The 22,546-nt window shown below is 46.2% G+C and carries 21 protein-coding genes; 6 read left to right on the top strand and 15 right to left on the bottom strand.

Annotated features, from left to right (window positions below; translation table 11 throughout):
- Positions 1-9: 9 nt before the first annotated feature.
- The 6 genes from AC0LWF_RS03735 to AC0LWF_RS03710 form a co-directional block, all read right to left on the bottom strand.
- Positions 10-1,530 carry an ATP-binding cassette domain-containing protein gene (locus AC0LWF_RS03735; RefSeq protein WP_474650192.1) on the bottom strand — a complete coding sequence of 507 codons (1,521 nt, stop codon included), beginning with the start codon at positions 1,528-1,530 and terminating at the stop codon, positions 10-12.
- A gap of 129 nt (positions 1,531-1,659) precedes the next feature.
- Positions 1,660-2,757, bottom strand: a complete 1,098-nt coding sequence (locus AC0LWF_RS03730) for a sugar ABC transporter substrate-binding protein (protein ID WP_474650191.1) — start codon at positions 2,755-2,757, stop codon at positions 1,660-1,662.
- Positions 2,758-2,955: 198 nt separating this feature from the next.
- On the bottom strand, positions 2,956-4,056 hold the full coding sequence (gene xylF / locus AC0LWF_RS03725) for a D-xylose ABC transporter substrate-binding protein (protein WP_474650190.1): 1,101 nt from the start codon (positions 4,054-4,056) through the stop codon (positions 2,956-2,958).
- A 16-nt stretch (positions 4,057-4,072) separates the two neighbouring features.
- A complete protein-coding gene (locus AC0LWF_RS03720) occupies positions 4,073-5,662 on the bottom strand; it encodes a response regulator (protein WP_474650189.1) in 1,590 nt (529 codons plus the stop codon).
- Positions 5,659-7,098 (bottom strand): sensor histidine kinase, encoded by a 1,440-nt coding sequence (locus AC0LWF_RS03715; RefSeq protein WP_474650188.1) that lies wholly within the window; start codon positions 7,096-7,098, stop codon positions 5,659-5,661. The genes AC0LWF_RS03720 and AC0LWF_RS03715 overlap by 4 nt, the downstream gene beginning before the upstream one ends.
- Before the next feature lie 3 nt (positions 7,099-7,101).
- Positions 7,102-8,082 carry a substrate-binding domain-containing protein gene (locus AC0LWF_RS03710; RefSeq protein ID WP_474650186.1) on the bottom strand — a complete coding sequence of 327 codons (981 nt, stop codon included), beginning with the start codon at positions 8,080-8,082 and terminating at the stop codon, positions 7,102-7,104.
- Between the two features lie 188 nt (positions 8,083-8,270).
- Here AC0LWF_RS03710 and AC0LWF_RS03705 point away from each other — a divergent pair, with 188 nt between their 5' ends.
- The 3 genes from AC0LWF_RS03705 to AC0LWF_RS03695 all read left to right on the top strand — a co-directional run bounded on the left by AC0LWF_RS03705 (position 8,271) and on the right by AC0LWF_RS03695 (position 9,688).
- Positions 8,271-8,783 (top strand): tetratricopeptide repeat protein, encoded by a 513-nt coding sequence (locus AC0LWF_RS03705; protein ID WP_474650185.1) that lies wholly within the window; start codon positions 8,271-8,273, stop codon positions 8,781-8,783.
- 111 nt (positions 8,784-8,894) lie between these two features.
- Positions 8,895-9,308: a VOC family protein gene (locus tag AC0LWF_RS03700; RefSeq protein WP_474650184.1), complete on the top strand. Its 414-nt coding sequence runs from the start codon at positions 8,895-8,897 to the stop codon at positions 9,306-9,308.
- Between the two features lie 119 nt (positions 9,309-9,427).
- Positions 9,428-9,688: a hypothetical protein gene (locus tag AC0LWF_RS03695; protein ID WP_474650183.1), complete on the top strand. Its 261-nt coding sequence runs from the start codon at positions 9,428-9,430 to the stop codon at positions 9,686-9,688.
- A gap of 209 nt (positions 9,689-9,897) precedes the next feature.
- Here the strand turns inward: AC0LWF_RS03695 and AC0LWF_RS03690 are convergent, their stop codons facing one another.
- The 9 genes from AC0LWF_RS03690 to AC0LWF_RS03650 form a co-directional block, all read right to left on the bottom strand.
- Entirely contained in the window at positions 9,898-11,310 is a 1,413-nt protein-coding gene (locus tag AC0LWF_RS03690) for a hypothetical protein (protein ID WP_474650182.1), read from the bottom strand.
- Between the two features lie 58 nt (positions 11,311-11,368).
- Positions 11,369-12,727 carry a sensor histidine kinase gene (locus AC0LWF_RS03685; protein WP_474650181.1) on the bottom strand — a complete coding sequence of 453 codons (1,359 nt, stop codon included), beginning with the start codon at positions 12,725-12,727 and terminating at the stop codon, positions 11,369-11,371.
- Positions 12,728-12,732: 5 nt separating this feature from the next.
- Complete coding sequence (locus tag AC0LWF_RS03680; protein WP_474650180.1) at positions 12,733-13,416, bottom strand: response regulator transcription factor; 684 nt, start codon at positions 13,414-13,416, stop codon at positions 12,733-12,735.
- A 566-nt stretch (positions 13,417-13,982) separates the two neighbouring features.
- The gene (locus AC0LWF_RS03675) at positions 13,983-14,576 is read right to left on the bottom strand and encodes a hypothetical protein (protein ID WP_474650179.1); all 594 of its coding nucleotides are present in this window, start codon (positions 14,574-14,576) and stop codon (positions 13,983-13,985) included.
- A complete protein-coding gene (locus AC0LWF_RS03670) occupies positions 14,576-15,187 on the bottom strand; it encodes a DedA family protein (RefSeq protein ID WP_474650178.1) in 612 nt (203 codons plus the stop codon). Before AC0LWF_RS03670 ends, AC0LWF_RS03675 begins: the two co-directional genes overlap by 1 nt.
- Positions 15,188-15,761: 574 nt before the next feature.
- Positions 15,762-16,448: a response regulator transcription factor gene (locus tag AC0LWF_RS03665; protein WP_474650177.1), complete on the bottom strand. Its 687-nt coding sequence runs from the start codon at positions 16,446-16,448 to the stop codon at positions 15,762-15,764.
- Positions 16,445-17,923 carry a sensor histidine kinase gene (locus AC0LWF_RS03660; RefSeq protein WP_474650176.1) on the bottom strand — a complete coding sequence of 493 codons (1,479 nt, stop codon included), beginning with the start codon at positions 17,921-17,923 and terminating at the stop codon, positions 16,445-16,447. Before AC0LWF_RS03660 ends, AC0LWF_RS03665 begins: the two co-directional genes overlap by 4 nt.
- 390 nt (positions 17,924-18,313) lie before the next feature.
- Positions 18,314-19,072 (bottom strand): ABC transporter permease, encoded by a 759-nt coding sequence (locus AC0LWF_RS03655; protein WP_474650175.1) that lies wholly within the window; start codon positions 19,070-19,072, stop codon positions 18,314-18,316.
- A 2-nt stretch (positions 19,073-19,074) separates the two neighbouring features.
- Positions 19,075-19,815: an ABC transporter ATP-binding protein gene (locus AC0LWF_RS03650; protein WP_474650174.1), complete on the bottom strand. Its 741-nt coding sequence runs from the start codon at positions 19,813-19,815 to the stop codon at positions 19,075-19,077.
- Positions 19,816-20,056: 241 nt separating this feature from the next.
- Between AC0LWF_RS03650 and AC0LWF_RS03645 the strand changes: the two genes are divergently transcribed.
- The 3 genes from AC0LWF_RS03645 (at position 20,057) to AC0LWF_RS03635 (ending at position 22,529) form a co-directional block, all read left to right on the top strand.
- On the top strand, positions 20,057-20,365 hold the full coding sequence (locus tag AC0LWF_RS03645) for a hypothetical protein (RefSeq protein WP_474650173.1): 309 nt from the start codon (positions 20,057-20,059) through the stop codon (positions 20,363-20,365).
- A gap of 85 nt (positions 20,366-20,450) precedes the next feature.
- On the top strand, positions 20,451-21,125 hold the full coding sequence (locus AC0LWF_RS03640) for a response regulator transcription factor (protein ID WP_474650172.1): 675 nt from the start codon (positions 20,451-20,453) through the stop codon (positions 21,123-21,125).
- Positions 21,126-21,134: 9 nt separating this feature from the next.
- On the top strand, positions 21,135-22,529 hold the full coding sequence (locus AC0LWF_RS03635) for a sensor histidine kinase (protein WP_474650171.1): 1,395 nt from the start codon (positions 21,135-21,137) through the stop codon (positions 22,527-22,529).
- Positions 22,530-22,546 lie beyond the last annotated feature (17 nt).

Raw genomic sequence — 22,546 nt, 5'->3', positions numbered from 1 at the left:
GTGTTCCCCCTATTGCGTTGCAAGTTGCATAATTTTCTCTTGATCCGCTTCTTCCATGGACAGCTCGCCCGTCATGCGGCCTTCCGCCATCACGTAGATCCGGTCGCTCATTCCGAGCACCTCGCCAAGCTCCGACGAGATCATAATGATGCTCATGCCTTCTGCGATCAGCTTGTTCATAAGTGTATAAATCTCGAACTTTGCCCCTACGTCGATACCGCGGGTCGGCTCATCCAAGATAAGCAGCTTCGGTCCGACGAACAGCCATTTGCCGAGCGATACCTTCTGCTGGTTACCGCCGCTCAGCTTGCCGACAAGCTGTTCGACCGAAGGCGTCTTAATGTTTAGCGATTGTTTATATGCATTCGAAATCTTTACTTCTTCATTCTGGTTAATGAAGCCGTTCTTAGCGATGCCATGCAGGTTCGCTGCCACGATGTTGCTCTTAATGTCTTGAATGAGGAAGAGGCCATCGCCCTTCCGGTCTTCCGTTACATAAGCAATGCCTGCGGAGATTGCATCCTGCGGATGCTTGAACGTACGCTTCTTGCCGTCAAGCTGCAAGTCTCCCTGCAATTTATAAGACTTCGGATTACCAAAGATACTTTGTGCAAGTTCTGTTCTTCCAGAGCCCATTAAGCCGGCAATACCGACGATTTCGCCTTGTTTAACATGCAAATTGACGTTTTTGACGACGCTGCGACCGAGATTCGGATCGTATGCCGACCAATTCTGAAGCTCCAGAATTGGATTGCCAAACAACTTGTTTGCCCGCTTCGGATAAATATCCTCGATCTCGCGACCGACCATGTTTTTGATAATGGCATTTTCGGTAATTTCGCCTTTGGAGGCGTCAAGCGTACAGATCGTTTGTCCGTCACGCAGTACGGTTGCACTATCGGCAATCGCAATGACTTCCTTCAGCTTGTGCGAAATCATTATGCATGTAATGCCTTGATTACGAAGCTCCCTTAGAAGCTCCAGCAAGTTTTCACTGTCATCTTCATTAAGTGCTGCGGTCGGCTCATCCAGGATGAGCAGCTTCACATCTTTCGTTAATGCCTTCGCAATTTCGACAAGCTGCTGCTTGCCGACGCCCAGATCCTTAATTAGCGTCTCCGGGTTCACATCCAGCTTCACCATTTGCAGCATTTCCTTCGCCCGCATAATGGTGTGATTCCAATCCACGAACGAACCGCGTTTAATTTCGTTGCCTGCAAAAATATTCTCGTATACCGTCAAATCAGGGAAAAGCGCAAGCTCTTGATAAATGATGGCAATACCTGTTTTTACGCTATCGTTGATCTTGGCAAAACTTTGTACATTTCCTTCGAATACGATATCTCCGTCGTAAGATCCGTGCGGATATACGCCCGAGAGCACCTTCATCAGCGTCGATTTACCTGCACCGTTCTCGCCGACCAAAAAATGAATTTCGCCCTTCTTCACTTTGAAGCTTACGTTCGAAAGAGCTTTAACGCCGGGAAATTCTTTGGAAATGCCTCTCATCTCTAATATATAGTCACTCATGTTCTCGCACTCCTTAACTAAATCATTCAGGCTTGAACTTGGCATCGCTGTCGCTAGGCATTGCTGAATGATTAATCGAAGAATAGTGATAGATGACCTATCACTATTCCCCGAAATGCCTTTTATGGATTACAGACCTTGGAAGTCGCTAGCTTTGTAGTAGCCGGAATCAATCAGAGCCGATTTCACGTTGTCTTTGTCAACAACGATTACATCTGTTTGTTTCGCTGGCACTTTGATTTTGCCGTTATCGTATTCGCCTGTTGTTTCTGGTGCTTTGTCGTCGAGGATCGAAAGCGCCATACCCATTGCGTCTTTAACGAGGTTACGAACATCTTTGAATACTGTCATCGATTGTTTGCCGTCGATTACGTATTGGATGGAAGCTTGCTCAGCATCTTGACCAGAAACGACGAAGCTCTTCACGTCTTTGTCGGAACCGAATACGTCTGCGATCGAACGAGCTGTGCCATCGTTAGGAGCAAGGATAGCAACGTCGCCTTTCATGTCAGCTGCTGCTGCAGTCAAGTGAGTTTGTGCTTTGTTCTTCGCTTCGTTTGCATCCCAGTTCGTCGTGATTTGACCGATGATTTTGCTCATTTGGTCGCGCTCCAGAGTTGCGTTGCCTTTCAGAGCTTCGGCTTCGCTGGAGTTAGCGATTTTGAATGTGCCGTCAGCGATTTTCGGTTGAAGAACTTCCCATGCGCCTTGGAAGAACAAGAATGCGTTGTTGTCAGAAGCTGCGCCAGCGTACAGGTACAATGGCTCGCCGCTGCCTTTAGCGTGGTCAACGAGGTATTGCGCTTGTGCTTTACCTACTGCAACGCTATCGAATGTAACGTAGTAGTCTACAGCATCTGTTTTTGTGATCAAACGGTCGTAGGAGATAACTTTAACGCCGGCTTTCTTCGCGGATTCTACAGCTGCTGCTGCTGCGTCGCCATCTTGAGGACAAATGATCAATACTTGAATGCCTTTATTGATAAGTGTCTCAACGTTTTCTTTCTCTTTCGCCGAGGAACCTTGACTGAACAAAATGTCAGTTGTGTAATCCGTGCCCTTGAGCGCGTCTTTGAAGCGCTGCTCATCTTGTACCCAACGCGGCTCATCCTTCGTCGGAAGTACGATACCTACGCTTACTTTGTTGTCTTTGCCACATGCCGATACAATTGCTGCGAACAGCATGATAACGACTAGAAGCGCTACTGCTTTGAACCCTTTTTTCATGTTTGTTTCCCCTCTCGGTTTTTCTAAAACGCTTACAAACCAACTATAGCACCGGCTAAACATGTTGAAAGCGCTATACAATAGCACATTTTTTAGTCTATCTACACTATTTTGTGATTCTGGGACGAGCAGAGCGGATATTGGATAAACAGCAAAGAAAAACGCCTCAGCAATAAGCTGAAGCGTCTTTGGATGCATCTATTTCACATTGCGGTAAATGTCTGCTTTCTTATGAAAGCCATCAGCAATGATCGTCTCCTCCATGTTGTTCGAATCGACCGCGATCGGTTCGAGCAGAATGGCCGGTACGTCAATCTTCTTGTTAAACACCTTCCTATCGGTGTTCACTTCCTCGCCCTTCGCCATCTTGACCGCGAGCTCAGCTGCCGCTTCCGCCAGCTTCGGTATCGGCTTGTAAACGGTCATCGTCTGCGTCCCTTCCACAATTCGCTGGGCTGCTGCAAGCTCGGCATCCTGCCCTGAAACCGGGATCATGCCGGCTAGATGGTGATCTGCGAGCGCGTTAATGACTCCGCCAGCCGTGCCGTCATTGGCTGCAATTACCGCGTCAACATGGCCTTGATTCGCAGTCAGCGCAACCTCCATATTGGCTCTCGCATTCGCCGGAATCCATTCCTTCGTGAACTGGTCATATACGATCTTAATGTCGCCTTTTTCGACGAGCGGCTTAATGATGTTCATCTGACCTTGCTTGAACATATGCGCGTTATTGTCCGTATCCGCGCCTTCAATCAAGACATAGTTGCCCCTCGGCACCTGCTTCACGATGGCCTCGGCCTGCAATTCCCCCGCCTTCTCATTGTCGAAGGAAATGTACAGGTCGACGTCAGAATCCAGTATAAGCCGGTCGTATGAAATGACCTTGATGCCAGCTTGATGCGCCTTCGCAACTATGGCGGCACATGCTTCAGCATTATGCGGCACAACGACGAGCACGTCGACGCCGCTTGAGATCATGCTTTCCGCTTGCGCGATTTGCTTCGCGTCGTCCCCGTTTGCCGCCCGTACATCGATCTTGGCGCCAAGCTCCTCAACGGCAGACTTGAACAAGTCGCGGTCCTTCACCCACCGCTCCTCTTCAAGCGTATCTATAGATAACCCGATCACGAGCTGATCGTCAGCTCCTGAGGTGCGTACATGTTCCAGCCGCTCCGGCTGTTTAAGTGCTGCGCCGATCTTCCCATTATCCGAATTCAGCAGCGAGCAGGATGAAAGGAACACAAGTGCCGCGATGATCGAAGCCGCGCCAATCACTTTATGAAGTTTCTGTTTAGGCAACACGCATCATCGCTCCTTAGCTCTGTTTCTTCGCGGCCGGCCGCAGCAGCTGCTTCCGGTAATCGGTTGGCGTACTGCCAACGATCTTCCTGAATACGCGGCTGAAATAATTCGGGTCATTATAGCCGATGTCGAACGTAATTTCCTTCAAGCTCTTATCTGTTTCCTGCATCAATTGCTTCGCTGTCTCTACACGGCATTCGGTCAAATAATCAATATAATTCATGCCGAAATATTCTTTGAACAGCTTGCTGACGTAGAACGGATTACGGTCCACATGTGCCGCTATGCGCTCAAGCGATAATTCCTCGTGTGCATGCTCCTTAATGTAGCGCTTCAGCGAAAGCAAGAGATCAGACTCCATCTCGCCCTCCAGCGATGCGGCTGTTTGGGCGAGCCGGTTAATGATGGCCCGCGTCTCGCCTTTCAACTGCACATAGCTTGCCGCTTGGTTAGGATAATAGGGCGTATCCACACCGACGCCCATCTCAAGCAGCATCCGCGTTACGATGATCAGCACCTCAAAGATGCGCTGCTGTGCCATGCCGAGCTGCTCACCAGCTCCTTCGTAGGCATCGATCATTTGAAGGGCTTGGTCAGCCGCTGCTTCCCAGCTGCCGCGCCGAACTTCTTCCAGCACATTCTTCTCCATCTCGAGCGTCTCGATCCGGGCAGGGGCTTCTTCATGCTGAGGCAAATCCTCATACAAACAATAACGCGCAGGCATGGCGAGATCAACGGATGCAAGCAGCGCTTCATGATACGACTTGCGCATCGCGTCGCCAATGTCTATGCATAGTCCGCCAATTCCGGCGAATGGCTCAAAGTCGCTATGCCGCTGGACGAGCTGCACCAATTTCCGGCCAATTCCAACCGCATGATTGCGGTAAGACAGTTCGCCGGACACGAACACGATAATCGGTACTTGCTTACCGGATAGCTTGCCGATCCAATAATGAACCGAAGCATCATTCAGCTGAGCGATGATCGTGTCGTATAACTGCTCAAGATCGCCTGGCCCTCCTTCACCCTTCTTCGTATCCGAGAGCAGCAGATTGACGACGAAACCGCCTTTTGATCCTGGCACGCCAAGCAGCTCTATATTCTCGCGAAGATGAACCGATTGCACATCATCGAACAATAGCTGAGATACGATATCAGCCTCCACAATCGGCAGCATTTTGCGCAATCGCTCCGACTCTAGTCGCTGGCGCTCCTGCTCCTTGCGCTCGTCATTAATCTCGTCAACGACTTTGCCGATCGTTTCAAGAATGACGGCTTTCTTGCTTGGCTTAAGCAAGTAATCACTAACGCCGAGCTGCAGCGCGGCTCTGGCAAACTCAAACGTATCGAATGCAGTCACCATTATGAATTTGGCGCGAATGCCAGCTGCTTTAATGCCCTGAATCGCTTCAAGCCCGCTTAATCCTGGCATCTTAATGTCCATTGTAATGAGGTCAGGCTTTAGCAGCTTCGTTTGCTCGATTGCTTCCCTGCCATTAGAAGCTTGTCCAACGACCTCTACCTCTGCGAGTCCATCGGTTATTATTTTTTGCAATGCAATTCGCTCAATCGGCTCATCATCTACAATTAGTACGCGTATCATTGTTGTTTCCCCCTCGGAAGCGTAAGCGTAATGCATGTTCCTTCGCCGATCTTCGATTCAATCGTAATAATATCATCAACGCCATAGAACAGCTGAAGTCGATGCAGGACGTTGCGAATGCCGATCCCTGTTGAGTGCCCTTTGTAAGTGGTGCTCTCCGCTTCCGATAGCAGCTTCTCAATTTGCTCCAAGCTCATGCCTTGTCCGGTATCTTCAACTTGAACGATGACTTGATCCTGCTCCTGCTTCACGCGCAGTGTCAACGTTCCGCCTTCCTCAGATGGTTCAATTACATATATAAATACGTTCTCCGCCAGCGGCTGCAAAATCAAGATTGGCACCTCGATATCAAGCGCATCCTCATCGATCTCGCGTATGACCGTCAGCCTGTCATCGAATCGCGCTTTCTGAATCGTCAAGTACTCCTCTAGCACTTCAACCTCATCGCGCAGCGACACCCTGCTGTCCATTCTGCGCAAATTGTAACGAAGCATGCCGGCAACCGAGCTGATCAGCTCACTCGTTTTGTCTGCACCTGCCAGAAATGCTTCCTTCGAAAGCATATTCAGCGTATTGAACAGAAAATGCGGATTAATCTGGCTCTGCAAACTCTTCAATTCACTTTCCTTCAGCATCAGCTTATGCTTGTGCAGATCATACTCCAGCTGCGCCTTGCTCTGGATTTCATCGAATAGATTACCGATGTTAAGCCGCATATTGTCGAGTGTTCTGGCTAGAAAAGCCATATCGTCGTTATTGCTGATCTCAATTGGCTTCTGGAAATTGCCTCGAGAGAGCTCACGCGACGCCTGCGTCAGCTTCAAAATCGGTTGGGTCACGCTGTTGACGAATCGGAAAGAGAACAGCAGCAGCAATAATGATACGAGGGCGAGAGTCCAAAAGCCCATTCGGAACAAGTCATTACTGCGCTTAATGATTTTGCGGTAAAACGCATCATAGGTCTTCTGCTCGCCGCTGATTAGCGTCAGCGTGGTCTCGGAAATGTATTTGGAAATGTTCGATGCTTCATCGAATTTCTTGGCAACCGAGTCTTCGTCATTATCTTTCTGGAACCGAACGACGAGATCCATCGATTCAGACTGGCTCTCGATCATATTCTGAAAGTTATCCAGCTGCATCTCATTGTTCGGATTGCGAAGCCAGCTCAGCTCGGACTTGGTATGAAATAATGTATTATTATCGTCCACGTACCTCTTGAGATTGGCCTCTGTCGGGGTAATGCGGTAATTGTTCAACGAAGTGAGCGTCTGCTGGCTCTGCTGGGAAGCTTGATTCATAAGCAAGTAGCGCTGCAGAATCTGGTTGTACTGCTCGACAGTCTTCTGGTTGAATGCACTCATAGACAGCCAGATAAGCGCCATAATGATCCATATGAGAATCGACAAAAGCATCATTTTGCTGCGGATCGTCTTCATAAGCTATCTGCTGCCTCCTTCATCCGCCGAATCGACGACGCTGATTGGAGTAAAATAACTGTTGTTTAGCGGCAGCTGATCGCTGTCGAGCCAGCGCTTAATGAGATCGACGCTCATTTTGCCCATTTCTTCATAATGCTGCGACAAGCCAGATTCGACGATATTATCCTGAATCAACTTCATCGTCTGCGGCGAATCATCAAACATAAACACTTGATAATGGCTTGACCGCGAGCGGGTCCCTCCTGCTTGCACAATGCTTCTGCCTGACTCCGCCTTCAAGCCAATGAATGCTTTTGCAGCCGGATAATGATTCAGGATATCAAAGGTTTGCATATTCGCAGCCGCATTCTCATTGTCCTTCGAAGAAGTAACGAGCTTGATGGCTGGATAGCTCTTCAACGCTTCATGCAAGCCTCTCTGGCGCAGCTTATCCGTATCCGACGCTTCCGTGTTCGTAATGATGCCTACCGTCCCTTGCCCGCCCAGCTTCTGAGCAATATGCTTCCCCATCAGAATGCCTTCTTGATAATGGTCCGAGCCGACATACGACTTGCGTAAGGACCCCGGCGAATCTGAATTGATCGTCACGACAGGAATTCCGCTGAATATCGCCTTATTGACCATCTGGACAAAATCCGGCCGATCTGCGCCCTCGATAATAATGCCGTCGACTTTGGAAGCGATTGCAATATCGACCTGCTTAATAAGCTCTTCCACATTCGAGCGATAGACTCCCCAGAATTCGATTGCCATGCCGTGCGACGCCGCTGCATCGCGAGCCCCACGCTGGATTTCGTTCATCATATAGCTGCCCTGCTCCTGAGAAATGATGACGATATGCGGCTTGGATGACGTCAGCACAGGCTCCGCAATGTTCGACATGCCAAGGTCATTGGAATATAGCGTAAACATGGAATAGAGCGTAACGGCCAAGGCGGCCAAGCTAATTCCGATGATGGAATAAAAAATGGGCTTCTTCATATAGGCTCCCTCAGCTTGCGCGATTTTCACGTAATTCTATCATGATTATATCGTTTCGAAAATGATTGTAAAATATGTTGCCAGCCCTTTACGAATTTCTACTGGAAACTTATACAAAGGATACCAAGCGCTATGATAAAATGAGTCCATCTTTGTTGTCTATTTATCAACTTTAGGATGGTGCAGGTATGAGAAGTGTAGAGCTTGCTAAATGGATCGAAATGCGTGAGGAAGGCCGTGCAAAACAGGATCAGGCGCTGCTAAGCGAAGTTCGGACGCAATTAATGTCATTATTAGCCGAATATCCAGAGGATGCTGAAATCAACTATCAGATTGGCATCGCGCATGACAATTCCGGCCTTGGCAAAGCAGCCATTCCTTATTACGAGTCCGCGCTTCGACTTGGTCTATCCGGTGCAGATCGGGAACGGTGTCTGATGGGGCTCGGCAGCACTTATCGGTATTGGGGGCAGTACGATAAAGCGGTCGAGACGCTGCGACTAGGAAGGCAGGAATTCCCGGATAACCGTGCGATCCAAGTGTTTCTCGCCATGGCGCTATATAACAGCAATAGCTACAAAGAGAGCGTGGAGCTGCTCATTCAGAACCTGATGGAAACGACCGACGATGAGAAGCTGCATTATTTTAAACGTGGCATACTTGCTTACAATGAAGACTTGGATGAAACCGCGGAGAGCTAACTGAAAGAGGGATTTCCTGTTGATTCCAAATTTGCTTTTGGCTTCGGACATGATAAACTATTGGAGGTACTTCTGTACCAAATTCTACTAACCCTTGGAGGCGTGATCGTAATGGCAATCAGTGCATACCTCAATTTCCCAGGCAACACACGTGAAGCTGTAGAATACTACGCTGAAGTGTTCAATGTCGAAGTAACGAACCTCGCAACTTTCGACAGTGTGCCGGCTCATCCGGATTACCCGCTTCCACCAGGAACTGAAAAGCATATCATGCACGCTCGCATCCATGCTTATGGCAGCGACCTCATGTTCTCTGATACTTTCCCGGGAATGCCGCTCACGATGGGCAATAACATCACGCTTGCACTCGTCATCAATGACGCAGAAGAGCTTACGCGTGTTTACAATCGCATTAGTGGCGATGGCACAGCTACTATGCCGCTGCAGGAGACTTTCTGGAGCAAGCTTTATGGACAAGCAACAGATAAGTTCGGCATTTTGTGGCAGTTTAACATGGAAGTTTAGTATTTGGACGAAGAGGACAAGCCAGCAACTGGCTGTCCTTTTTTATTTGCCGGACATGCGCACAAGTCCCTCCTCTCATAGATTCATATCGTAGAGCAAATAGGATTGGAGGATGAGAGATGGGCAGAGCACACCGTTGTTTCTGCAAAAAAGTAGTCAACATCACCTATAACATTTCGATTCACTACGGGCATCGGATCAAAATCATTCAAAAAGCGGAAAGCGGCGGCATGATCAACCGCCACGTCGGATTCGCAGCGACCCAAGGCGGACAGATCGCTGTCAACCGCAGCATCAACGATCAAGCGGGCGAGCGGAATCCGCAGCCTGGCAGCAGCAGCGCTTGGGTGAACAAGAAGGTCCTTCGCAAACGACGTTAAAGAGAAGAAGCCGAGAGATCAGGGGTTGATCTCTCGGCTTCTTCTTGCGGCTTATGTGATTGCTGCAGCGTGGGAACAGGGTGCCGAGAGAGGCTTTTCATCTCTTGGAGGTGAAAAGGCGAATTTCTCGGGCGATGGCGGTGGCAGATGGTCAACGAAGTTTATGTCTCCAGAGTATCGCGATCGTCACCGGCAGCCTTTGTTCCAAACTATTTCTTCTCTTCTTTTATTTTAAACATCGTCTGTGTATGATCAACGAAATCTTCAACTTCCTTCCGTACAGCTTGCTTCTTCTGATCTGCTTGTTCTTGTGTAATTTCACCTTCTGCTTTTACTGAATCAATTTTGGCGGTGAAGTCTGATATTAGCGTATCGATTAGCTGCTGACGGGATACGCCATGATCCTTTGCGATGTCCGCAAACGACTTGCCACCTTGAACCTGTTCAGAGAAAGTTGCTTTGTCTATGCCGATCAATTCTAAAGCAGCATGCATGTTAAATTCGCCAATCCCCTGTTTTTTTCCTTCTTGCTCTTTATTAAGCGGAGTAGTGAAGACGCGCTCTGCTTCCATCGAGGCCTTTTTCTTCACATTCTCCTTTTCATCAGCTGTAAGATCTTTAGAGTTTTTCGCTAGAATTTCATAACTAATTTCCTTTGTTAACCCATCAACCAAAGGCTGAAGCGCAATACCCTTCTCTTTCGCAATGTCAGCTAACGACTTACCCGCTTCAAGTGCCTCCTGGAAAGCTTCTTTATCTAAACCAAGCTTAGAATTAGCGATCTGTTGAAAATCAATTCTAATTCCTTCGTCCGGGTTCCGTTTATCATCCTTGCCCTGTGCTGCCGCAAAGCTCTCTTTCTTCTTAAACAGCGTCTGTGTATGGTCGACGAAATCTTCAACTTCTTTAAGTACTGCCTGCTTCTTCTCATCCGCTTGTTCTTGAGTAATATCACCGTTTGTCTTACCTTCATCGATTTTTGCATTCACATCTGACACTAGCGCATCGATTAGCTGCTGACGTGTCGCACCGTGATCCTTCGCAATATCGACGAATGATTGACCCGCATGGACCTTATCAGCGAAAGTAGCCTTGTCGATTCCGATTAATTTTAGAGCTGCTGCTAGATTCCAGTCGCTGCCTTCTTGCTTGGTGCTCTCCTTGTTGAGCGGTTCTGTGAAGATGCGTTCTGCTTCCATGGATGCCTTCTTCTTCACATTCTCTTTCTCCTGAGCTGTAAGATCCTTAGGATCGAGATGCGCTAATATCGCATCACTAATCTCCTTCGTTAGCTCATCAATAAGCGGCTGAAGCGCTTTTCCTTTTGCTTTCGCGATATCTGCAAGAGATTTACCTGCTTTCTTGGCTTGTTCGAAAGCCTCTTGATCCAGGCCGAGCTTTGATTTAGCGATTGTTTCCAAATCCAATTTCAACTTATCGTCTTTGCCAGGACTTGGTTTCTCTCCTTTCTTACCAGCTGGCTTTGTCTTCTGAGCATCTGCATAGCTTGCCTTCTTGTCATCCTGTGATTTGCCATTTAGGTTGTCTGCCGCATAAGCGGTTACCGGCACTGCGATCGCGATTAGCAGCGCTGCGCCAGCGAGCTTCCAATTTTTCTTCATTGTTTTATCCCTTCTTCGTTTTGAATTTGCCATCCATATAATGGGGAGGCTACATGCTTTAAGTTATAGAAACATTCTGAAAAGAATCTGAAATACTCGGAAGAGATACACGAAACGTCGTACCGACCTGAGGCGTACTCCACACCTCTATCTTTGCCCGATGTGCATCAACAATTTGTTTCGCAATCGCAAGTCCGAGGCCAGTTCCTTCCGATCGGCGAGTCCGGGCTTTATCCATTCGATAAAATCGTTCGAAAATACGAGGCAGATGCTCGTTCTCAATGCCTATCCCCGTATCACTGACAATAAAGGATACCTTCTGAGGGTTCGTTTCCAAGGAGACGGTAACACTGCCGCCTTCCCTGTTGTACTGAATCGCATTCTCGATGACGATTAAGATAAGCTGACGAATCCGTACCTCATCGGCTTGAATCATCGCTTCTTCCGCGCCAGATCCACTTTGGCGATTTTCCCATATCAACTTCACATGCTTAGAAGTCGCAATGGGTTCTAATTGTTCCATGACTTGGCGGATTGCGTGACGCATAGAAAATCGTGATAAAACCAGCTCAAGCCGACCGCTATCACTACGCGCAAGCACGAGCAAATTATCGACTAACCGGCTCATATGATGAATTTCCCGCCCCGTCTTCATGAATACACTACGATGGAAATCAGGCAGTTTATCGCTCTCCTCGTCTAGTACCTCGTATGCAGATTTCAAAATGCTAAGCGGTGTCCGAAGCTCATGCGACGCATCGGAAGTGAATTGTTCCTGTCGGTGGAACGCTTGTGAAATCGGTCCCATTGCGCGCCCCGCCAATATATAACCGGCAGCCCCTCCGGCGGCTAACATAAGCAAGGCGAAACCTGCAAATGCCCATCGTAGCTGCGTTAAAAGATCGGTATCACTCGTGACTTCCTGTGCAACAATTATTCTATAATCCGTGAGTTTACTATGTGAAAGTATCGTGCCTCCGATTCGAAAGGTTCTTCCATTCGCGCTTACATTTCGGTAAACATTATCCGGTTCCGCGTGGAGGCTTGGTTGGAGCGCCGCAAGCGGAAAATTCACCCCAGATGAGTTCTTGTTAGATGGCGAGGATTGAAAGATCATCTCACCGTTCGGATCGAGCAACCATGCCATTTGGTTAAGCTGTAAGCCTCCTGGTTCGTAAAATGAGTTCACCTTCTCCCTATCCAACGAAGAATCGAACAACGCATTTCCTTTTGGAGACTCGATTAGCTTCTGAAGCTCAGCTTCATACTGATTGCTTAAAGATTTAAGTTGATTGTCTTCTGTCGTTGTCAACATTTGCTGTACCATCCATAAAGAGAAAATGGCGGATATCATCAGAATAATACCAATCGTAAGCGAGAACTCTCGCGTTAGCCGGGTTCGTGTCCGTTTAAACATTGATCTCATTCCCCACCTTTCATAAACCGGTATCCAGCGCCATAAACGCTTTGAATGCATTTTGTTTCATAGGGTCCGTCCACTTTCTTTCGGAGCAATCTAATTGTAGCGTCAACGACGTTAAGCGTCACATCCGACGCAAGCCCCCATACCTGATCAAGCAGTTGCTCTCGTGAAAGGACTTGTCCAGCATGGCGCATCAAACAGACGAGCAATTGGAATTCGCGCCTTGTCAATATAATTGCAGTTCCTCTACGGGTGACTCCGAATCGGCTCATATTTGCCGTTATATCTCCTAAGCTAAGTGTATCCGATGAATGGTAGCCCCGATCCTGCCGCCTGAACAAGGCGAATAACCTTGCTTCCAGTTCCTCAAATGCAAAAGGCTTAATCATGTAGTCATCTGCCCCTGCGCGTAACCCCTCCACTCGATCTTGAACTGCATCTCGAGCCGTCAATAGCAGAATCGGAGTATGATCTTCCTTCCTGCGGATCTCCCTTACGAGTTCTAAACCGGTCAGCTCAGGCAACATCCAATCTAGTACATATACGTCATAGCGACCAGTAGCTATTGCTTCCTTCGCCTGGTGGCCATCCTTCATCCAATCGACAACATGATATTGCCGTTTCAACTGATGCTCGGTTAGCTCACCTAGCGTCTCATCGTCCTCAGCCAGTAATATTCGCATAATTAACTATCCCCCTTGCAAAAGACGTCATAGATAAAAAATGTACCAATCAATTCTGAAATAAACATGAAAAAATGAAGTAAATCTTACGAGCACTTGAAGGACAAACTCGTAGAAATCAAAGTCGCCATTTTAAATCACGGGGCCCCAGTATTCAATGTTGGTAAAATCGTTCAAATGGATGAAAATGTTGTTCACATTACAAATTTAAATGGAACTACAATCTATTTAAGTACTGATCCTATCAAAACCTTTCACGACCTTGATTAATCACAAAAATAACCCCTAATCAAATGCGATCACACTTGACTGGGGTTATTTCTATTGCGAAGTTGATCTTCGAATTAAGATTCCAAAATGTTTTGACCGATATAGCTACTCATTATCAATGAAACGTATGATGGGGCAATAAAAATTGGATTTGTCCCCATTATGTTTTATTACGTCTTCACCGACTCGATTTTAAATACGCGCCACCGTTTCTTCAGGCGCAAGCAAGCCAAAGCAATAGGCTGATTATGATTCCGAGCACTGCCCCTGCGATTACTTCAATTGGCCACGGAGACTTATTCATGTCTACTGTCAAGTTTCTGATTCTTGTGACTGCTGCGGCGCCGCTTCTTCTCTAGCACAGCCTTCCATAAATTTTTGATTCCGACGAGAACAATTAATCCAGATAATACGATGAACGAGATATCGCGAACGGCTATATACTGCGGTTCTTTAGGGAGAGAATCGCTTCTCTTAGCTCCCCTTCTCGCCATAGCTTGTTCATAAGCTGCCTTTGAGACTTGGAAATCATAGCGCTGAGATTTAAATTCGTCATGTCCTTTCAATCTAATCTCGGCCTCATACATACCTGGCTCTAGTAATGGCCCTTTGCGGATAAATATGATTTGTTCTTTGCCAGGCAGAAACCCAATGTTACGTGGTCCTTTTGTTTTCGATACATTTTTGTAGACATATTCGTTTTGAGCAGATTCAATAGCTTGACTTACGTTAATGCCGATATCGCCGTACAGTGCTTTAGCGTCTGGATTCTGAACCGTCAGTTTGATAATCGGCTGACCCGCTTCGTCAAAGACGTAATCATAGCGTTCAATTACAAGATCTGACATTACCGCCGTGGCTGCAACAGGTACAACGACTAGAACCGGCATTATGCTGTCTTCCTTCTCTTGCGTAAGAGCCAGTACAGAAGCAGTAAACATGCAAGCCCGGCAAGTCCATAACTTAACGGATGCAGGTATTTTTCGACGACATCCATGTTAGAACCTAATTTGTAGCCGGCGTAAGTTAATGCCATATTCCAAGGAATGCAACCTACAAAGGTAAACCAAGCGAACCTTCGGAAGTTCATCCCCGCAATCCCTGCAGGTAGTGAAATGAATGTTCGCACAAAAGGTAAATTTCTTGAGAAGAATACGGTGCTTTCTCCGTGCCTATCAAACCAGCGCTGAGCCTGATCAAGGTGTGCTTGATTAAACAGAACGTACTTCCCATATCGCTCAAGCAGCTTTCTTCCACCCTTTGAACCTATGAAATAAGCGATAACAGAACCGACGACATTACCAAGAACGCCTGCCGCCACAACACCTGCATATGACATGGAGCCGCTTGCTACTGCAGCCCCTCCGCTTAACAAAATCACTTCGCTTGGTATCGGTATACAAGCACTCTCGAGCACCATGGTGATAAATACGCCAGCAAGTCCAAGCACACTGATCCAGTGAACGGCCGTATTGGATATCCATTCAACGATCTGATGCATGTTATTCTCTCCCCTCCTTTGATTGATCTCTTATATGCTTCTCATGCTGTCATCAACATGTAAGCTAGGAAAACGATAGCAAGAACGAACCGGTACTATGCGAATATCTGGAGAAGCCCGGCCATAGGGCGAGGCATTGGCACAATTTGATCGATACCCTCCGCTTCTACGGGTACTTGTTTCTTCTGACCAAAGAGCATGAAGATACCGCCAAGAACTAGACCAGCAAGTACCGTAGGAGAAAATAAATAATTCTTCATAACTGAGTGCAGGATCAATCTGAGCAGCATGGCCGGAAAACAAGCCAAAATAACATGGAGAAGATTGACACACTCTCCCTACCTAGTTTGTCGTCCTTATATAGGCAATTACTACTGTAGTTCGATAACATCAAGCAATCATGAAACTTGTCTTAACATTTTCTTAAGTCAGATTAAATTTCTATGCGACGCTTGAAGGCCAGGAGTATTGGGATGTACTTTAAACATAAAAACGAGGTAATCTCTTAGTGAGACCACCTCGTAATGAAACTATCCAACCTTTTCATGTCTAAACCTCCTGCGTTTAGTGGCCATCAGTCTTTAAATCGATATCCAGTCCCCCAAACCGTTTCGATATAGCTAGGATTTGCAGGATCTTTCTCGATTTTTTCACGGAGCTTACGGATGTGAACGGTAACTGTTTGTAAATCACCTTTCGCGTCGATGTCCCAGATTCGTTCAAACAGATGATCTTTGGAAAATACTCGGCCTGGATGTCTCGCGAGAAAGTAGAGCAGATCGAACTCTTTGGTCGTCAGCATGACTTCCACTTCATTCACGTACACTTTCCGTGTATCTGGATCCATGTATATACCGCGGATCTGAACATCGTTCTTCGCAGTCATATTCCCGATTAAACGGTCATAACGCGCCAGATGTGCCTTAACTCTAGCAACTAACTCGGCTGGCTTGAATGGTTTCGTGATATAATCATCCGCTCCAAGTCCGAGACCCCGAATAACATCGATATCCTCTCTGCGTGAAGTGACCATAAGAATGGGAATATCTTTCTTCTCGCGAATCCCCTTGCAAACCTCGAACCCATTCATTTTCGGGAGCATCAAATCCAGAATAACCAAATCGTAATTTCCCGATAGGCTCATACTCAAACCGGATTCACCATCCGAAGCAATCTCTACATGAAATCCATTGATTTCAAGATAATCGCGCTGCAGCTCCGAGATCGAAATATCATCCTCGATGATCAGTATGGTTTTCATGATTGCACATTCGACCCTTTCCATATCGGAATTTGAAGCGTTATCGTTGTACCGATGTTAGTTTCGCTAATTGCGGAGATCGTTCCGCCATGTCCTTCCATAATCTGCTTGGCGATTGCAAGGCCTAGCCCGCTTCCGCCCGTATTCGAATTTCTCGACTCTTCTGCTCGGTAGAACCGTTCAAAAATATGCTCGAGCGCCTCTGGTTCTATGCCAATGCCATTATCAGAGATGCGGATAATTGCTTTCTCTTCCTCGCAATAAGCCTTTAAACTAATTACGGGTTCGTCCTTATCCGTATAACGCACACTGTTTTGAATAATATTGTTGAGTACTCGTTTGAAGTGATCCCAATCAAGTAAAACATCCGTCTCGGAGTCAATTGTAATATCGGCAGAATAACTGACCCGCAGCTTCTCCAATTCAAACTGCAATTCTTCTGACCAGTCACTTAGGTAAGGCTCTAGTTGTACAGTTTCGAAACGAAATGGCTCTCGGTTCAAGTCTAACTTAGAGTATAGAAACAATTCGTTGATTAGGTAATCCAATTCATCTGCCTTGATAGCGATTGTCTGCATATATTTCGTGTACTTCTCAGGCGTGTCTGCGACCCCTTCCATAATGCCATCCACGTACCCTTTGATTGCGGTGAGAGGTGTCTTCAAATCATGCGAGATATTGGAAATTAATTCTTTACGGTTCGCCTCATATAGCGCTTGCACCTCGATGGAATTCTGCAATCTTAATCGCATTTCCTCGAAAGCAACACCTAATTGGCCGATTTCATCTTTACCGATGACATCAACCTGGAAATCCAAATTACCTTCCTTGATTTCTCGAGCTGCTTTTCGCAGCACCTGTAATGGCCGGATAATGCGTGTAGACATAAAAGTAGTCAGCAAAATATGCGTTAATATAAGCACGCATAGCAAAGCGATAAATAACGAAGGGAAATATTTTCGAATGAAGAACGTCATAGGATCGATCTTCGAGATCATGAAGACAGTACCCTTATCGAAGTTGGGATAGTCAAAATCAAATTGCAAGAAGAAATAGTCCGCATTGGCAATCTTCATCACTGGATATTTACTAAATGTTTCAGGCTTTTTGAAAGGTGGAAGTCCTTCTGACAATTGCGGTAATTGCTGGATACTAGCCGAACGATAAATAATCGTATCTCCGAGTCGAACGACCAACCCTGCGTCCTTTTCCTTAAGCTCAGTCGTCATTTCGTTCAGATAGTCGCGGTCCTTTAACAGATTCGGCTCGCGCTCGACCGACCTTCTAATTTCTTTTGCGATATGTTCTACATCTCCATGGTCGAAACTATCCTCGGTTGATTCATATAGACCCTTTATATTCTGCAGATCCCCCTGATAAAAGACGACCATTAGGACAGAAATCAAGATGATGGAGATAAGCGGGATGATAAGCATCGCCGCATAGGACAAGAGCAATTTCATTCTAATGGACATGCAGGAAATCTCCTCCGTTTTGTTGCGCTCAGCTCTCCATCCCATCATAAAAGCAGCTTGTAAAAGAATGGTGAACTATTTCTTAAATTAATCTTAACTAGTCGATTTCACTTCTTGACGATAATAATCCGTTATCTAATAGTAGTTGATCTAAATAAAAAAAGGCACCCATCCGGCTACCTTCACTTTTACTTGCTTTTTAAGGTATTTTCGCGCATATCTCATGATGGTTTTAAACACCTGAGGATCTGGATGTTTCTTAAAACTGCCAGAACATGGGCATCGATAGCTGCATGTTTGCGAATTGCGTTAGTTTTGGTCCACATAAGCCGCTGGCGTAAAAACCTGTCACGAATATCTACGGTTGGTAATGTGACTATACTACCTTATTTAATTATTAGGAAACACTTTCAATTGGAGATCATTTGAAAACACAAGCTTGTAGCATAGCATGCTTAGTAGAATACTCGTTATCGCCGCGGAACCTGTAAACGAAAATACAATTAAGATTTGATAACGTACAGCTTCCACTGGCTCTGCTCCAGCTATGATCATACCAGTCATCATACCGGGCAGTTGAACAAGACCAACCGTTTTCATTCCGTCGATCGTCGGAATCATGCTGAATTTCACCGCACGCTTCCTGACTTGGTGTAAAGCTTGTTTGGCAGTAGCTCCTAACGATAATAGCGCTTCAATTTCTCCTCTTGTAGATTGGGCTTCTCGTTTTAGCTGATTCACAAACAAACCTGAAACAATCATCGCATTACCAATTGTCATTCCACTGAGCGGGATAATATACTGCGGATTTGATTTTATGAGATGAAGCCCAATTAGCATACCCATCATTATTAACTCCATAACAGAGATTGAGAATGCAATTCTCCAGACGATTCCCCTCATGCCATCGCCTCGTTTAGCTGCGTTCCATGAGGCAACCCCAATCATTACGATTATGATGAGTACCAATAAAAGAAAATTTTCAGTTTTAAAAATATATTGGAGTACATATCCGATAAACAATAGCTGTAAGGCTGATCTAACCGTTCCTATTGCGATTTCTTTCTCAAGCCCAAGCTTCTGCCAATAGGAAATGAGCATCGTTGCAAATACAAAAAGCAATGTGAAACTTAGCGAAAAAAGTGACATATCTAATGCACCTCAGTCTGCCCTCTCCCGATAAATTGCCTCGCGGTTTCGGTACTTGGATTTTCAAAAAATTGTTCAGTCGAAGTATCTTCCGCTATCGTCCCGCCTGCCATGAACCATATTCTCGAGCTCAATCTTTCTGCTTGCTTAAGTTCATGTGTAACCCCAATCATAATCGCACCTTCACAGCGATGCCATTCATCGAGCAAGTGCTCAACTGCAAGCGTATTCGGCGCATCTAAAGACGATGTAACTTCATCAAGCAAAATAATATCCGAGCGCAAGAGCAAAGAACGTATTAGTGCGATCCGCTGCATCTCTCCGCCTGAAAGCTCACGAGCATCTTTCTTCAGATCGAGGTCCGAAAGCCTTGCTGCTTCTAATAATCGTTCAGCTAACTTCAGGTCATATGGGAGCTGATGCAATTGTGATGGCACTTTAAGATTATCCTCAACACTTCCTGGAAGCATAACAGCTTGCTGTGCCACATAGCATACTTGTCTTCGCCATAAGCTTGGACTGAAATTGCGGAATGACACTCCGTCTAAACAAATATCACCTTCGTCCGGCGTATGTAGGATAGAAAGTAAACGCAGTAAGGTGCTCTTACCTTGGCCGGAAGCGCCTAGTAAAGAGATGCGTTCTCCTTTATCTACGGTTGCGCTAATGTTCGATAAAAGGTATGGAGCACTAGCGTCCTTCATATGAAACGACCGCTTAGCAACTTGTTTGATTTCGAGCATAGCAACTTCCCTTCAGGTTATCAGTAACCAACTGAGCTATCTATTAAGATTTATTATGTATGATCACATGGTATACGATTATTTACATAAATAATAGCATGACATGGATTTTCGAATTGTTCCGCAGCCGTCTTATAGATTTTCTCTCATCAAATTCTAATCTTCCTCACAAAACCTTCTCATGTGCAGATGCTATAGTAAAAGTGTCTTCGAGAAAGAAACCAATTAGGAGGAATATGTGATGAATAGAAAATGGCTAATAGCTGCTGCTCTGCTCGCCTTTATAGCTGCAGGAACGGGAACTTGGCTGCACGCGTACGCTGCGACTAATAATGCAACGACGACGAATTCGGCAATAACAAGTGACAAGGAAGCTTCAGATGGTGATGGCGAGTATGCTGATGATCAAGAACAATCCGACGGTGATGGCGAATACGCCGATGATCAAGAGCCGTCAGATGGTGACGGCGAACAAGCTGACGATCAACAACAAGTTGACAACGGCAGCAGCAATGCTGAAGATAACGATACAGAGACAAATGATGACTAAGTAAGAATAAATGCCATGGGGGCAGGAATCCTACTACTTGAAGGGTTCTTGCCTTTTTGGATTTGAACCGGGAGGGATATGATCGTTGCGTCAAATTCTGCTTATTGAAGATGAACCGAACTTTGCTCGTTTTATTGAACTGGAGCTGAAACATGAAGGTTTCGGCGTTACGGTTTGCCATGACGGTAGAAAAGGCTTTGAGTTTGCCACTGAACGCGAATGGGACATGCTGCTTCTTGATTTAATGCTGCCAGGCTTAAGCGGAATTGAAATAAGTAGAAGACTGCGCAGCCAGAAGAATAAAACCCCAATTATTATGCTCACCGCACGTAATAGTGTCATGGACAGAGTCACTGGTCTAGATAGCGGCGCTGATGATTATTTGTCTAAGCCATTCGAGATAGAAGAACTTCTAGCCCGCATGAGGGCGATTTTTCGTCGTATAGATGAAGCTGAGGAAATGACTGATGATATAGTCCGGTTACAAGACCTTCAAGTAGACCTACCCTCCCGGACCGTATTCCGTGACGGAGTTGAAATCCCCCTCACCAAACGAGAGTTTGATCTGCTTCTCGTCCTTATTCGTAACGCCAACAACGTTCTATCCCGTGACCAATTGCTCGACCTTGTTTGGGGATTCGAAACCGGAGTTGAAACGAATATCGTCGATGTCTATATCCGCTACGTCAGGCAAAAACTCGGAGACGGGGACAAATACATACAGACTGTTCGAGGGGTAGGCTATATCATGAAGGGATGATTATAACGCATGCATGTCAAGTATAAGCTGGCCACACTCACCTCTTTATTGATCTTAGCACTGTTCATTGGATTCAGCCTAGTACAGTACAATGTAGTTTCCGGTTGGATGATGGATGCTCAGAAAGATACGATGCGGAAGACAGCTGTTCAAATCACAGCCTATTTTGCCGAACAGGAAGAACCGCTCGATACCGAGCGCCTCGAAGAAAGTAAACGATTCATGGAACGATTTGTACAATCAAATCAGATGTTCAGGCTTCTCGATAAAAGCGGTAATATTGTCATTGTGCTTTCAAACGGACTTCCGGCAGAATGGGTACCTACCCGCATTTCAAACGATGAGTCACTCTCAAGTTACGTACATGGTCAAGATCATTTACTCGTCATTCGTGCCCCCGTTACAACGGAAGCATTCACTGGGTACATAGAATTCGCAAATAATCTGGAAAATATCGACGCTATGAAGTATCGGTTGAAACAACTTATGCTCTCTCTTGGTGTAGTTGGTATTGCTGTTAGTGCAATAGGCGGGTTTATCGTGGCATGGCGGTTACTCCGGCCGCTGAACCGATTGGCTGTTACGATGACGGCGATTCAGAAGAACGGGCTTAGCGAACGTGTTGTATATCATAACAACGGCGATGAACTGTCGCGCTTATCGGCTATTTTTAACGAAATGATGGATGAGCTTGAACGTTCTTTTCGACGGCAGAGCCAATTCGTGGAGGATGCGTCTCACGAGTTCCGAACACCGATTGCAATTATTGAAGGTCACTTGAAACTTCTAGACCGCTGGGGCAAGGATGACCCTAGTGTCCGCGAGGAATCAATCGCCGCCGCACTGCAAGAAACAATTCGCCTGCGAAAGCTTGCTAATCAGCTCTTAGATCTGTCCGGCGATCCTAAAGTTGAACCTATAAATGAAACCAATCTAATTGATCCGAGTATAGTGCTACAAACATTAGTGCGAAATTATCGGTTCCTATATACGGATTTCATCTTCGAAACTACATTAGTTGAAGGGCTAGCTTTAAGGATGGATCCTCACCATTTGGAGCAAATCTTAATTATACTAATGGACAATGCCATTCATTATTCAGAACAGAAGAAACTTGTCCGCTTAGACTTGCATGCCACTGTAAATTCGATTGTTATTCAAGTGGAAGACCACGGTATGGGTATTCCGCAGGAAAGCCTTCCTTTTCTATTCGAACGGTTCTATCGCGTAGACACATCGCGTGAAAGGAAACGCGGAGGAACCGGCCTTGGTCTTGCCATTGCTAAGCGAATAACGGAGGCGTACCTCGGAACAATAATGCTATGCAGCGAAACCGGTAAAGGAACGACCGTTACTATATCTTTCCCAAGCAAAATGGAAACACAAGAAAAGCCACCTAATTGAAGGTGGCTTAATCCATT

This window comes from Paenibacillus sp. sgz302114, from assembly GCF_056120345.1.
The sequence above is the reverse complement of the archived record's forward strand: the minus strand, read 5'-3'. Positions and strand labels throughout refer to the sequence as shown.